A 12,740-nucleotide genomic window follows, 5' to 3' on the forward strand; every position below is an offset into this window, starting at 1 on the left:
ACTTTCATAGCAATGACGACGCGCACGGCAACGGCTGGAACCGCCAGTGCGTACTGGTGCCGACCGACGGCGGCCCGGCGCACCACCTGAGCCAGCCGCGCGTGCACGTCGAATACCGCGCAGGCTGCCGCCAGATCGCACGCGCAAGCGTGACTGGCACCCTTGCCGATGGCCGCAGCGCGACCCTGGCGCTGGAATGCGGCGAGCGCGTCTATATGCAGGGGGCCGGCTACAACCACCCCGAGTGGGGCCACGGCCGCTGCCACGGCGAGTTTGCCGTCCACGGCGAGACGCGCGACTGCCGGGCGCTCGACCCCAACGACCTGGCGCAGATGCACCTGCAGTCGCTCACCCGCGCAACGCTCGCCATCGACGGCGAAAGCACGCGCGAGGGGTGTGGCGTACTCGAGCAGATGCTGCTCGGCCCGCACGCAGCGTCGGGGTGGACATGATGCTGCCAAGCGACGCCTGCCAGGGGTTGCCGCTCAGGCGCGGGATGCTCTTTCGCGCCGGCGTGCTGAGTACACACGACGCGGCGCTGATCGCGCCTGCGCGCGCGCTCGGTATCCGCCACATCATCGACTTCAGAAGCGTACACGAGCGCGACAACGAACTGTGTCTGTGGGGTGCGCTCTTGGGCGTGCGCAGCCAGCGGGCGCCGGTTGCGTCCGATGTGCGCGCAAGCGATGCGGCGAGCGATGCGCTGATCGCCGCCTTTATCCGCCAGCCCGACGCTGACGCTGCGCGCGTCCTGATGCGCGCGCTGTATCACAGCTTCGGCTATGCCTTTTTGCCCCATCTGCGCACCCTGCTTGCGCCTTTGGCGCTGGGCGAACCGCTGCTGGTGCATTGCACGGCCGGCAAGGACCGCACCGGCTTTGCCTGTGCGCTTATTGCCCGCGCCGCCGGCGTTCCCTACCCGCAAGTTATCGACAACTACCTTACCCATGGGCAGCAGGCCGCCCGCGGCCCTCAGGCGGCAAGGCTGCGGCAGATGCTCGCGCATTATCTGGGGTCAACGCCCGACGATGCCACCCTCGCCGCCCTGAGCGGTGTCGACGCAAGCTATCTGGACACGGCATTCGATGTGCTCCTTACGCGGCACGGCAGCATTGACGCCTATCTCGCGGCAGGCGGAATCGATGCGGCGATGCTCGCAAAAGTGCGTGGCACGCTGGTGCACGAGCGGTGACGGCAAGGCTGCGTAGCGCCCCGGGCGCTAACGCAGCAAGAATCCCCGCCCGATTTCATCTTCCGGCTCCAGCGACCAGCTGGCACGGCCGCTGTAACAGGCCCGCCCGCTCACGCGCACCGTCACGGCCTGATAGCCATCAAGCGGAACTTCCCCAGTCACGCGGCCAGCAAAACGCGCACCGGTCAGGCTTTCAAACACACAGTCCTCGCCCACGGCAACCAGGTTGCGGGCGTGGCGCAGCGCCATGCGCGCAGTCACGCCGGAACCGGTAGGACTGCGGTCGACCTCGGCATCGGCAAAGATGCACACATTGCGGCTGATGCCGTCGCCGGCGCGCTCGCGGCCATCGGTCAGGATGCTGCCGTAAAGAAAGCCCAGATCTTCCGCCTCGGGGTGACGCACGCGGATGCTGCGCCGCACCGCCTCCGACAGCGCGCTGGCGGCATCGACCAGATCGCGTACCCTGCCGTCCAGCGACACGCCAAGACAAGCGGCATCGGTCACGGCGTAGAAAGCACCGCCGTAGCCGATATCCACGCTGACCTCGCCCACGCCCGGTACGCTGACCCGGTGGTCCAGAGCCAAGGCGAACGCCGGCACACTGTCGAAACTGACGCTGCCGTCTGACCCGACCTGGGCGTAAACCAGTCCGCACGGGCATTCGATGCCGACCCGCGTGCAAGGCCCGCTCACCGGTACCAGACCATGATCGACCGCATAGCGCGCCAACGCGATGACCGCATGGCCACACATGGTGCTGTAGCCTTCGTTGTGGATGAACAGCACCGCCAGGTCGGCGCCCGCCAGGCTGGGACGCACCAGTACCGCGCCATACATGTCATGGTGGCCGCGCGGCTCGAACATCAGCAGGCGCCGCACACCGTCCAGACGGCGCTGCATGTCGCGGCGCTTGGCCAGAATATCGTCGCCGAAGATGCTGTCCATCAGCCCGGTAATAATGCGTACCGGCTCGCCACCAGTGTGCATTTCCACGGTCTCGAATACCTGCCGTTGCCAGTCTTCGCTCATGCTGTGCTGTCTCCTTGGGTCGTTGCCAGTGCACAGCGGGCGGCCGCCAGATCCCAGGCCGCGCTGCCCACGCTCTTGAAGAGTCTGGGTTTTTCCATATCAATCTGTCCGGCCAGCGCTTCGGCCAGAGAGTGCACGCGCGACCAGTCCACACCGGCCTGGATCAGGTCACCCGCTTCGTGCTTTGCACCGGCGACGTCATCACAGAACACCTGACTGGAAGCGATGCTGCAAGGCCCAAGCTCGGCCATGTCGGGGCGGAAGGCGCCGGTGCCGATCAGCAGACGGTCGCGCCGGGCACTCTCGTCGTAGAGCGGCGTACGGCTGGTGGTCAGCAGGATCACCACGTCCGCGTCGCCGGCGATGGCGCCGCTGCCAGACGCAAGCACCAGCGGCAAATGCGCCAGCTGATGGCAACAGGCGATGGCGCGCTCTCGCGTACGCCCATGCACGTCCAGCCGCAAGCCGGGGTAGAGCTCGGCCAAAGCCTGTGCATGGGCACGCGCCTGCGTCCCGGTGCCAATGAGGGCAACATGCCGCGGTGGCGCCTGCTGCAAAGTACGCATTGCCAGCAGCGACACGGCGGCGGTGCGTCGTGCGGTGACGGTGGGACCGTCCAGCAGCAGGCGCGGCACGCCCGTTATCGCGTCATATACGCTGACCACACCATGGATGGTGGCCAGCTGCCGTGCCGCGTTGCCCGGGCAGACATTCACCAGCTTGTGGATGGCGATATCACTGGCACTGGCCGGCATCGACAGCATATTGCCGCCTGCCGGCAGCGCCAGCACCTGGCGCGCCGGGCTCTGGATCCGCCCTGCTGCCATCTCGGCCGCCGCGACTTCAATCTGGCGGCACAGTTCGGCCATGGGCAATCGCGCCTGGGTCTGCGACGCGTCCAGTACAGGCAAGTCGGGGCTGGTCATGGCCGCTCCTGTGGCAAGCAAGAAAAACCGCGGCTGGCTGCCGCCAGCCGCTAGATGGTGACGACTTGTCAGACGCCGCATTCACTGCACAACGGATTTCACCTTCCAGTCGTTGCCTTCCACCGCCGAGATGGTAACCGGCGCATTTTTCAGGTTGCCGGCGCTGTCAAAGCCGAACACAGCGGTCGCACCCTGATAGTTGGTTTTGGCGATATAGGGCAGGAACTTGGCAGGGTCGGTGGAGTCCGCGCGCTTCATCGCATCGGCCACGATCATCACGCCATCGTAAAACTGCGGCCCCAGCAGCACCACGTCCTCTTTGAAGCGCGCCTTGTAGCGGGTTTCAAACGCCTTGCCGGCGGCGCGCGAGCCCAGCTCCCCGCCCGGCACCGCCGAGTAATGCCCGGCCGAATCGGCGCCGGCCAGCTTGATAAAGGTCGGCGTACTCAACATGTCGCCCCCCATCAGCTTGGCGTCCATGCCCAGGCGCTTCATCTGTTTTGCCAGCGGTGCTGCCTGCGCATCCGCGCCGCCATAAAACACCAGGTCCGGCTTTTGCGCCTTGAGCGAGGTGAGGATGGCGGTGAAATCAGAGGCCTTGTCGTTGGTGTATTCGCGCTTGATCGGCTTCTTGCCCTGCGCTTGCAGCGACTTGATGAATTCGTCGGCAATGCCCTGGCCGTAGGCCGTGCGGTCATCGATCACCGCGATCCGCTGGGCCTGGAGCTTTTTCACCGCATACTGGGCCAGCGAGCCACCCACCTGACTGTCACTGCCGACCAGACGGAAGGCCGTCTTGTAACCGGAGGTGGTGTAAGCCGGATTGGTGGAAACGGAGAGTTGCGGGATACCGGCATCGGCATAAATGCGCGATGCTGGTATCGACACGCCGGAATTGAAGTGCCCGATCACGGCCTTGACGCCGGAGTCCACCAGCCGCTGCGCCACCTGGGTGCCTACGCGCGGATCGGCCTGGTCATCTTCCGACACCAGTTCGAATTTCACTTTCTGCTTGCCGATGGTGATGGGCGACGCGTTCAGCTCGTCAATCGCCATGCGGGTGGCGTTTTCATTATCCTTGCCGTAATGCGACTGCGGGCCGGACAGCGGCGATGAAAAACCCAGCTTCACCACGGTGTCAGCGTACGACGCGCTGATGGCAAACGGTGCCATCATGCCGCCCAGCGCCAGAACCAGGTGCAGCGTACGCGGTGCAATGTGATGCTTCATTTTGTTTCTCCTTTAGGTACACGACTGAAGGTTGGCCGTTGGGCGGCCCGCTGCTACTTGCTGTCTCTTTACACACCCCTGGCCGCTGGCGCTCAGTACCTGCCCGGCAGGTAGGCCGTGCCATCCAGGCTGCGAGCCTTGCCGCAGATCTGCTCGGTCAATAAGGCGCCGGTGGTGGCTGCCAGCGTCAGGCCCAGATGGCCGTGACCAGTAGCAAAATACAGGCCATCCATATCCGGTGCCGGGCCGATCACCGGCACGGTGTCAGGCAGCGATGGCCGGTTGCCCATCCAGACACTCATGCCCTCGGTGCTGAAGTCGCCGACGATGCGTCTTGCCTTGTCGATCAGGATATGGGCGCGGCGCCAGTCAGGCGGCGCATCGCGGTGCGCCAGCTCGACGGTGCCGGCCAGGCGCAGGCTGTTGTTCGCCATCGGCAGGATCACAAAGCTTTCGCTGGCGCACTGGATAAAGTGGTGCAGCGGCACGCCGGCATGCGGCAAGGTGACGTGGTAGCCGCGCTCGCTTTCCAGCGGGATGGGATAGCCGTGCTGGCGGGTGAAGCGGTCGCTCCAGACGCCGCAGGCGATCACCACGCAGTCGGCGTCGATCCGGCCGCCATCCCGGGTATCCACGCCAGCGATGCGCCCGCCCCTGCTGACGGTGGCGAGCACTTCGTCCTGCACGAAACGCCCGCCAGCGCGCACAAAGGCATCAAACAGCCCGCGGCTGAATACATAGGGGTCGTCCACATGCGACCAGTCCGCCACCTTGACCGCGACCTGCCACGCATCTGCAATCTGCGGTTCGAGCGCACTGAGCTCGGCGCGATCCAGCTCTCGCCAGTTCACGCCGTGCGCGCGCTTGATCTGCCAGGCAGTCGCGGCGGCCCGATACTCCGCGGCGCTGCGGTACAGGGTCAGGTTGCCGTGACGGCGCCACTGCGCGCTCAGGCCGGCCTGTTCGATCAGTGGCGCGTAATCGGCGTTGACGCGCTCAAGCAGCGCGGCCATGGCACGGGTGAGTTCGGCTACCCGGCGCGGCCGGCTGGCGGCGACAAAACGCGCCAGCCATGGCGCAAGGCCAGGCAGGTAACGCCAGCGCAGCGCCAGCGGCCCTAGCGGATCCAGCATCCAGCCGGGCACCCTGGCCAGCACGCCGGGTTCGGCCAGCGGAATCACGTCGCTGACGGCAAAGGCGCCGGCATTGCCGTAGCTGGTTTGCATGGCCGCGTCGCCACGATCCAGCAAGGTGACCTCGCAGCCCGCCAGCCTGAGCTGCAGCGCACTGGCGATACCGACGACGCCGGCTCCCACCACGATCACATGTTCTGGCCGGCATGGCGCGCGCGCGTTCATCTCAGCCCACCACGAAGCCGTGGACATAGGGGTCGGCATCGTCCAGCAAAATACGGTTGTAGCCGGTGGTGACCGCCCAGCCCTCGATACCGGGAATGATGGCGGGAAGGCCGGCGACTTCGGTTTCCGCCTCTATAGTGCCTTTGAACTGGCTGCCGATAATGCTCTCGTGGATCAGCGTGTCGCCGGGCTTCATCAGGCCACGGGCGTAACGCTGGGCCAGGCGGGCGGAGGTGCCGGTTCCGCACGGCGAGCGGTCCAGCGCCGACGCGCCATACAGCACGGCGTTGGCAGCATGCGAGCCGGGGGTTTTCGGGCGGCCGGTCCATTGCACATGGCGCACGCCGCTGATATTCGGGTCCAGCGGATGGATCACGCGGTAATGCGCATTGATGTAGTCGCGCAGCTCGTTGCCCATGCTCACCAGCTCGCCTGGCGTGTAGTCGGCCATGTCGCGGTAATTGTCCTGCGCTTCGACGATTGGGTAGAAGTTGCCGCCGTAGGCGATGTCCACCGTCAGGCGTCCCAGCGCGCGGATCTCGACTTCGACATCCTGCATCAGGAGAAAGCTTGGCACATTACTCAGTTTCACCGACTTCACCTTGTTGCCAAGCAATGTGTAGTGCGCCACCACCTTGCCCGCCGGCGTGTCCAGGTTCAGCACGCCCGGTGTCGCCGGGGAAACCAGGCCATGCTCGATGGCCATGGTGACCACGCCTATGGTGCCGTGGCCGCACATCGGCAGGCAGCCGCTGGTTTCGATGTAGAGCACGGCAACGTCACAGTCCGCCCGGGTCGGCGGGTACAGGAAAGCACCAGACATCTGGGCGTGACCGCGCGGCTCGAACATCAGCCCGGTGCGCATCCAGTCGTAGCGCGCCAGGAAGTCGAGCCGGCGCTCGGCCTGGGTGTCGCCTTGCAAAGCGGGTGCGCCCCGGGTGACCAGCCGTACCGGGTTGCCACAGGTGTGACCGTCTATGCATTCAAATTCGGTGCTAGGCATCGCAGAACTCCCTCTCTGACATTGCCTCACTGTAGGACTCTGTATTTTTGAATACAATTACGACATGCAAATTAGCAAAAACACCACAGTGCCAGACAGACGAAACCACGGCGCAAATAAGCATAAATATTCAATTAAATCAGCAAATTAAACCTTTGTTGCAAAAATGCAAAACTGCAGCGCAGCATTGTAATCCGGCACAGAAACAGCCATATTGAATGCAAAATACATTGAGTTTTGCATTCAAAAACACCTAGCATGAAACCGACTGCAGCATCGCGGCTGCACCCAACAGCAAGGAGCGAAACCATGGCGCATCTGTGGACTGGCGTTTTCCCGGCCGTCACCACCAAATTCCACGCCGACGAATCACTGGATCTCGCGGCGACGGCCAGGCACATCGAATGGCAGCTAGCCTGCGGCGCGGACGGCATCATCGTCTGCGGCTCGCTGGGCGAGGCGTCAACCCTGGTCGCCGACGAGAAAATTGCGATCCTGAAAGCGGCCAGGGAAGTCGCCGGCAGCAAGCCGGTCTTGCTGACCGTGGCCGAAGACAGCACCCGCGCGGCCTGCGCGCTGGCGCAAGCGGCCTACGCGGCCGGTGCCGACGGCATCATGCTGCTGCCGGCGATGCGTTACGTGTCGGATGAGCGCGAGACGCTGAACCACTACCGGCAGGTCGCACAGGCCAGCCCGCTACCGGTCATGATTTACAACAACCCGGTCGCGTACGGCGTCAATATCACACCCGAGATGTATCAGGAGATGGCCGCCGAGCCCAAGTTTGTCGCCATCAAGGAGTCCAGCGGTGACATCCGTACGCTCACCAACGTGATCAACGCCGTAGGCGACCGTTTTGCCATATTTAGCGGCGTGGACGATCTGGCACTGGAAAGCCTGATGATGGGTGCCGACGGCTGGGTGGCGGGTCTGGTCGTGGCCTTCCCCAAGGAGACGGTGGCGATCTATCGCCTGGCCAAAGCGGGCCGTTGGGAAGAAGCGCGCCATATTTACCGCTGGTTTGCGCCCTTGCTGCATCTGGATGTCTCGATGAAGCTGGTGCAGAACCTGAAGCTATGTGAAGCGATGCTGGATGTTGGCAGCGAGCATGTGCGCGCGCCGCGCCTGCCTTTGGCCGGCAGCGAGCGCGAGCGCGTGACTCGAATCATCAAGGACGCGCTTGCCTGCCGCCCATCCCTGCCTGAACTGTAAACGCCGCCCACCCCACCCCATCCGCGCCCGCCACTATCACCGTGGCGGGCGCTTATTGCGCAAGGCCCCCGCAAGCGTGCCCACCTGCTCTCAAACCTTCACGCTGCCTTGTGCTATGGTAGTGCCGCATTTTTGAGAGAAAGCCATGAACCCAGCGACCGACACCCCACCAAGCCTGACCGTTGTTGCCACTGAAGCCATCCGCCAGCGCATCCTGGCCGGAGAGTGGGCCGATGGCCGCCAGCTGAGACAAGAGGCCTTGTCGCGCGAACTGGGAATGAGCCGGGTCCCGATCCGCGAGGCATTGCGCCAGCTCGAAGCGGAGGGACTGGTCAATATCATTGAAAACAAGGGTGCGGTGGTGGCGCAACTATCGCTACCGGAAATCGTCGAGTTATTGCGGGTGCGGGTACTGCTGGAATGCGACGTGCTGCTGGAGGCGATCCCGCGCCAGACCAGCGCCGATATCGCCGAGGCGGAGGCACTGCTGGCCAGGTTTGAAGTGGCGCTGCGCGAGCAGGACATCAGCACCTGGGGCATTCTCAATGCCCAGTTCCATCTGGCGCTGTACCGCGCAGCCGGGCGCAGCCAGACCATGGCCATCATCGAGCAGCTGCACAACCGTACCGACCGCTACACCCGCATGCAGATCCTGCTCACCGGTTTCAACGAGCGCGCACACCATGAGCACAGCCAGTTGCTGACGTATTGCCGGCAAAAAGATGCCATCAGCGCGGCCGCCTTCCTGCGCCAGCACATCCTCCACGCCGAAGAGGCGCTGGAAGCCTGGTACCGTAGCCAGGCGCTGACGCAGCAGGGCAAACGCCGAAAAAAATCGGCTACCAGCACTGACTGACCCCATTTCGGGTTTGCCAGGATCAGCGCCTCATTTTCAGGGCAGGCAGCCACACCGGGCCAGGAGCGCCTTGCTGCTGCGCCAAGATGCGCAGCAGCAAGGCGTTGACGCGTTCGGCAGCATTCAGCCCTGTGCCACACCCCAGTCATGGCGACCCAGCGCGATGTGCGACCTCGGAGCCAGCTGGTCAAGCAAGGCCATCACGTCGGCCAGCAGCGCCAGCAGTTGGTATCGCCATACCGCCGACGAATCGGGAAAACCGTGCAGCAGCAACACGACCGGCACATCGCGCGGCCCCTCGTCAAGGCAGGCCAGTTCAAGCGCGTCCATCATGCGTCGCGGAAACGATAGCGTATCGGCAAGGACTTGTAGCCGCCGGTAAAATTGGACTGGATCGGGCGCGGCGCGCCATCAAGCTCGACCGATTCCAGTTGCGGCAGCAGGCGGGCAAAGAAGGTGCGGATCTCGGCCAGCGCCACCTGGCGCCCAAGGCAAGCGTGTCCACCCCAGCCGAAGCCGACGTGCCCCTCGCTCTGGCGCTCGATATCGAAACGGTATGGCGCATCAAATGCCGCGTCGTCGCGGTTGCCCGAGGGCAGCAACACGCACACCGAATCGCCGGCGCGGATCGTGACGCCGGCCAATGTGTAATCCTCGGTCGCGGTGCGCATGAAGTGGCGGATAGGCGACACCCAGCGCACGATCTCGTTGGCGCCATTACGCATCAGCGCCGGCTTGTCCTGCACTTTTTTCATCTCACCCGGATGCTGAATAAAGGCCAGCATGCCGCCGGCGATGGACGCGGCGGTGGTCTCGTGCCCGGCCGTCGATATCAGCAAGTAATACGAGATCGCCTCCAGCGCACCTATCGCCTCGTCGCCCACCAGGCTGGTGGCAATCACGCTGGCCAGATCATCCTGCGGGTCGGCACGGCGCTCGGCCAGCAGCTTGCCAAAATAGGCGGCCACTTCCGGCATCACGTCGGCCCCACCCTGGCGCGAACGCTGCAATTCAGGATCGGCCGACGACAACAGCTGCTGGGTGATGCGCAGGATAAACGGCGCCTCAGTTTCTGGCAGGCCGAGAATGGACAGAATCACCCTGAGCGGCAACTGGCTGGCTATTTCATGCGCAAAGTCGATCTGACCACCGGCCTCGCGCATCACGCCGATATAGCGGTCTGCCAGCGCCTCGATACGCTGCTGCAATTTGACCACTCCCGGCCCCATAAACCAGGCGCGGGTCAGTTCGCGGTAGGTCTGATGGTCGGCGCCGTCCATGTCCAGCACGGTACGCACCGTATAGCGGCGCCCGCCCAGCGCCTGCTCGGTGGCCTCCTCGACCGCCTTGTCGACCAGCACCAGCCTGGGTTCGTTGATAAACAGCGCGTTCTGCCCCATCACTTCCTTGATGTCGGCATTACGCGTCACCACCCAGAACGGCCGGTACGGCTCGCGCGCGTACCAGCACACCGGAAAATCCTGGCGCAGGGTCTGCATTTCTTGATGCACGCGGCCGTCGTCCAGCCACGCTTCATGGCGGATAGGGTCGAGATGTGCCGGCATTTCTGGGTGTCGCATACTGCCACTCCTTGCGTTTGGTTGATCGTGCTTAGCCGCCATCAGTACCGGGGTGAACCGTGCACAGCATCGTCCGCACGGACCATGCCGATGGCAACGACAGCAAGTTAGCGTCAGCTGTCACGACAAAACTCAGGAAGGGCAGCATATGCAGCAAGGCGGCAGTATCGGCCCCCTCGTCGGCGCCGACGAAGACTTCAACCACCAGATCGTCGAAACCCACGCATCGGTGCTGCACACCGACCCTGGCTGGGCCGAAAAGGTCTGCGGCATGGTTGGTGCGCGCGATGGCTCGCTGCAGGTCGGTTTCGGCTTAGGCAAATACGTCAACCGCGGCGTCGTCGATGCCTATGCTGGCGTCTCGCGCCAGGCTGAGCAATGGAATGTGCGCGCCAGCCGCGCGCTGGCCGACGACGTGGAGGCGGTGTCAGTCGGGCCGATACATTACGAAATCGTCGAGCCGCTCAGGAAAGTCCGGGTCACGCTGGAGAAAAACGCCGTACAGCCGATCGCGTTCGATCTGCTGCTCGAAGGCGCCGTACCGTGCTTTACCGAGGCGCGCGAGGACAGGCGCAGCCGCAGCGGCTACCGCCGCACCGCCGACCAGATCCGCTACCACCAAAGCGGGACCGCCAGCGGCTGGATCGAGGTCGACGGCGTGCGCCACGCAGTCACCCCCGACGCCTGGGTGATGACGCGCGATCACTCGTGGGGTATACGCCCGGGCGTCGGCACACCGCTGACCGACACCGAACCCGAGACCATGGACAGCGAACAGATGCAGGTGATGGCAATCTGGAACCCACTGCTGCTGCAAAACCCGGACGGCAGCCATTACGCCTTTCACCAGTATTTGCTGCGCTACCGCGCACCCGGCCTGCGCCACGAGCTGATGCAGGGCCAGTTCGAATACCCGGACGGACGCTGCATCGCCGTTGTCGACAACCAGCCCAGCCTGAGCTTTCACCCGGTCAACCGGCGTTTTGTCGAAGGTCGCTTTGCGCTTACGCTGGCTGACGGCAGCCGCCGCACCCTGTCGGCACGCGCCATTTCAGACACCGGTTTCCATCTGGGCGGCGGCCTGTATCACGGCTTTGACGGCCACTACGTCGGCCAGTGGCGCGGCAAACTGCATGTAGAGGGCGAGTATTTTGCCGATTGCCGCAGCGAAGAGAGCGTGCGCCGCCTGAACAGTTTTCGCGACGCCATGATCGTCGTGCACGACAGTGCCACCGGCGCTCAGGGCTGGGGCAACCTGCAAAGCTGGGTACAGGGAAACTGGAGCGAGGCAGCTACAAATGACTGACCGCAGGCCCCACACAGCACGGATGGGCAATATCCTGCAAGCGCGCGTACCGGCACCGCTGAAAGATTTCGACAGCAAAAACAGTTGGCCGTACTGGCGACCTGCTCAGCCAGCATACAAGTCGTATAGCAACTAATACCCTGCTTTCCCCTGACACACCTCTGCAGTAGCGAAACCTGCCTTGCCCACTACTGCAGACCTGGGCAGCAATCTTCAGTCAGCGACAATAGCCGCATACCAGACCAGACACCTCACAGCAATGATAATATTTTCATATTATTTTCAATGACTTATCCATAAAAACATCGACATTATTTCTACCCATTCCACATGACCCCGCTTGCAGCCTGCTTTACCGGCCCGCATCCTGAAAAACATCACATTTTGTTAGTACTTTTTATAAACAACACGCCTTTAACTAATTGATTTTGCTTGTATAATCCGCAGCCTTATTTTGGACGCTAACCATAATGCTTGATAATTCAAGCAATGGCGCAGTTATTAGAAGGCTGAGTAAGGATGGCAATTAGAAAGAGTTTTACCTTGACGCTGCTGCTCACTGCAGCAGTATCAGGCTGCATTGGCAGCGGGAGTGGTGATAGCCAGAAGCGTGAAAGTGCACAAAAATCCGGACAGGTAGCTGGCAACTCAATGGCATTTGGAATGGCTAAAGTTGCAGCAAACAACGATAGAAAATCCGAATTGAATGGAAAAACCTTTGTCGCTCACGAGCCTTATGCGCCGACTATAGGTAACAGCAAGGTCAGTGTGGATATTGGCGCCCCACAAATCACTTATGATTTCAGCGGCCATGTGCCGTTTTACAATCCGGCAGCCGGGCGCTCCGACATCCACACCATCAATGTGTGGGATCCGGTCAACAAACGTGCGCAAGTGGTGCAGGGCTGGCAGCTGAAGGATGACGGGGTCAAGGATCGCGTATTCAAACAGAAAGGGTATACGGCTATCGGCATCATCGCCGGTGATGGTATCGTGGAAGAAAAACTGCGCACCCAAGTCAACGCCTTCCCGATTTCAACCCGCA

13 protein-coding genes are annotated in these 12,740 nt (G+C 63.0%); 6 read left to right on the forward strand and 7 right to left on the reverse strand.

What is annotated here, in order from left to right:
• Both EGI20_RS13495 and EGI20_RS13500 read left to right on the forward strand, forming a co-directional pair.
• Nucleotides 1-452: Rv3169 family protein (locus EGI20_RS13495; RefSeq protein WP_498632086.1), on the forward strand; the 452-nt coding region annotated here is incomplete at its 5' end.
• A complete protein-coding gene (locus EGI20_RS13500; RefSeq protein ID WP_498632088.1) occupies nt 449-1,192 on the forward strand; it encodes a tyrosine-protein phosphatase in 744 nt (247 codons plus the stop codon). The genes EGI20_RS13495 and EGI20_RS13500, both read left to right, overlap by 4 nt.
• A gap of 27 nt (nt 1,193-1,219) precedes the next feature.
• On the opposite strand, the gene EGI20_RS13505 is transcribed toward EGI20_RS13500, so the two are convergent.
• The 5 genes from EGI20_RS13505 to EGI20_RS13525 form a co-directional block, all read right to left on the reverse strand.
• A complete protein-coding gene (locus EGI20_RS13505) occupies nt 1,220-2,224 on the reverse strand; it encodes a proline racemase family protein (RefSeq protein ID WP_498632090.1) in 1,005 nt (334 codons plus the stop codon).
• Nucleotides 2,221-3,150 carry a bifunctional Delta(1)-pyrroline-2-carboxylate/Delta(1)-piperideine-2-carboxylate reductase gene (lhpI, locus tag EGI20_RS13510; RefSeq protein ID WP_498632091.1) on the reverse strand — a complete coding sequence of 310 codons (930 nt, stop codon included), beginning with the start codon at nt 3,148-3,150 and terminating at the stop codon, nt 2,221-2,223. Before lhpI ends, EGI20_RS13505 begins: the two co-directional genes overlap by 4 nt.
• Nucleotides 3,151-3,231: 81 nt before the next feature.
• A complete protein-coding gene (locus tag EGI20_RS13515; RefSeq protein ID WP_498632092.1) occupies nt 3,232-4,380 on the reverse strand; it encodes a branched-chain amino acid ABC transporter substrate-binding protein in 1,149 nt (382 codons plus the stop codon).
• 92 nt (nt 4,381-4,472) lie between these two features.
• The gene (locus EGI20_RS13520; RefSeq protein ID WP_498632094.1) at nt 4,473-5,738 is read right to left on the reverse strand and encodes an NAD(P)/FAD-dependent oxidoreductase; all 1,266 of its coding nucleotides are present in this window, start codon (nt 5,736-5,738) and stop codon (nt 4,473-4,475) included.
• Between the two features lies 1 nt (nt 5,739).
• The gene (locus EGI20_RS13525) at nt 5,740-6,741 is read right to left on the reverse strand and encodes a 4-hydroxyproline epimerase (RefSeq protein WP_124733919.1); all 1,002 of its coding nucleotides are present in this window, start codon (nt 6,739-6,741) and stop codon (nt 5,740-5,742) included.
• Between the two features lie 309 nt (nt 6,742-7,050).
• On the opposite strand from EGI20_RS13525, the gene EGI20_RS13530 reads away from it, so the two are divergent.
• A complete protein-coding gene (locus tag EGI20_RS13530) occupies nt 7,051-7,953 on the forward strand; it encodes a dihydrodipicolinate synthase family protein (protein ID WP_498632096.1) in 903 nt (300 codons plus the stop codon).
• A gap of 145 nt (nt 7,954-8,098) precedes the next feature.
• Nucleotides 8,099-8,809: a GntR family transcriptional regulator gene (locus EGI20_RS13535; RefSeq protein ID WP_498632097.1), complete on the forward strand. Its 711-nt coding sequence runs from the start codon at nt 8,099-8,101 to the stop codon at nt 8,807-8,809.
• 123 nt (nt 8,810-8,932) lie between these two features.
• Here EGI20_RS13535 and EGI20_RS13540 read toward each other — a convergent pair whose 3' ends face one another.
• Together EGI20_RS13540 and EGI20_RS13545 are read right to left on the reverse strand one after the other, a co-directional pair.
• Nucleotides 8,933-9,142, reverse strand: coding sequence for a hypothetical protein (locus EGI20_RS13540; protein ID WP_498632099.1), 210 nt, complete (start codon nt 9,140-9,142; stop codon nt 8,933-8,935).
• Nucleotides 9,139-10,389 (reverse strand): cytochrome P450, encoded by a 1,251-nt coding sequence (locus EGI20_RS13545; protein WP_498632100.1) that lies wholly within the window; start codon nt 10,387-10,389, stop codon nt 9,139-9,141. Before EGI20_RS13545 ends, EGI20_RS13540 begins: the two co-directional genes overlap by 4 nt.
• A gap of 148 nt (nt 10,390-10,537) precedes the next feature.
• Between EGI20_RS13545 and EGI20_RS13550 the strand changes: the two genes are divergently transcribed.
• Both EGI20_RS13550 and EGI20_RS13555 read left to right on the forward strand, forming a co-directional pair.
• A complete protein-coding gene (locus tag EGI20_RS13550; protein ID WP_498632102.1) occupies nt 10,538-11,695 on the forward strand; it encodes an Rv3169 family protein in 1,158 nt (385 codons plus the stop codon).
• Nucleotides 11,696-12,238: 543 nt separating this feature from the next.
• Nucleotides 12,239-12,740: hypothetical protein (locus tag EGI20_RS13555; RefSeq protein WP_498632103.1), on the forward strand; the 502-nt coding region annotated here is incomplete at its 3' end.

It is taken from the genome of Aquitalea sp. S1-19 (genome assembly GCF_024343515.1).

Coding starts and splice junctions, on each gene's coding strand:
- EGI20_RS13525 (WP_124733919.1), bottom strand. CDS start 6,741: ATGCCTAGCACCGAATTTGAATGCATAGACGGTCACACCTGTGGCAAC.
- EGI20_RS13530 (WP_498632096.1), top strand. CDS start 7,051: ATGGCGCATCTGTGGACTGGCGTTTTCCCGGCCGTCACCACCAAATTC.
- EGI20_RS13545 (WP_498632100.1), bottom strand. CDS start 10,389: ATGCGACACCCAGAAATGCCGGCACATCTCGACCCTATCCGCCATGAA.
- EGI20_RS13500 (WP_498632088.1), top strand. CDS start 449: ATGATGCTGCCAAGCGACGCCTGCCAGGGGTTGCCGCTCAGGCGCGGG.
- EGI20_RS13535 (WP_498632097.1), top strand. CDS start 8,099: ATGAACCCAGCGACCGACACCCCACCAAGCCTGACCGTTGTTGCCACT.
- lhpI (WP_498632091.1), bottom strand. CDS start 3,150: ATGACCAGCCCCGACTTGCCTGTACTGGACGCGTCGCAGACCCAGGCG.
- EGI20_RS13520 (WP_498632094.1), bottom strand. CDS start 5,738: ATGAACGCGCGCGCGCCATGCCGGCCAGAACATGTGATCGTGGTGGGA.
- EGI20_RS13515 (WP_498632092.1), bottom strand. CDS start 4,380: ATGAAGCATCACATTGCACCGCGTACGCTGCACCTGGTTCTGGCGCTG.
- EGI20_RS13540 (WP_498632099.1), bottom strand. CDS start 9,142: ATGATGGACGCGCTTGAACTGGCCTGCCTTGACGAGGGGCCGCGCGAT.
- EGI20_RS13550 (WP_498632102.1), top strand. CDS start 10,538: ATGCAGCAAGGCGGCAGTATCGGCCCCCTCGTCGGCGCCGACGAAGAC.
- EGI20_RS13505 (WP_498632090.1), bottom strand. CDS start 2,224: ATGAGCGAAGACTGGCAACGGCAGGTATTCGAGACCGTGGAAATGCAC.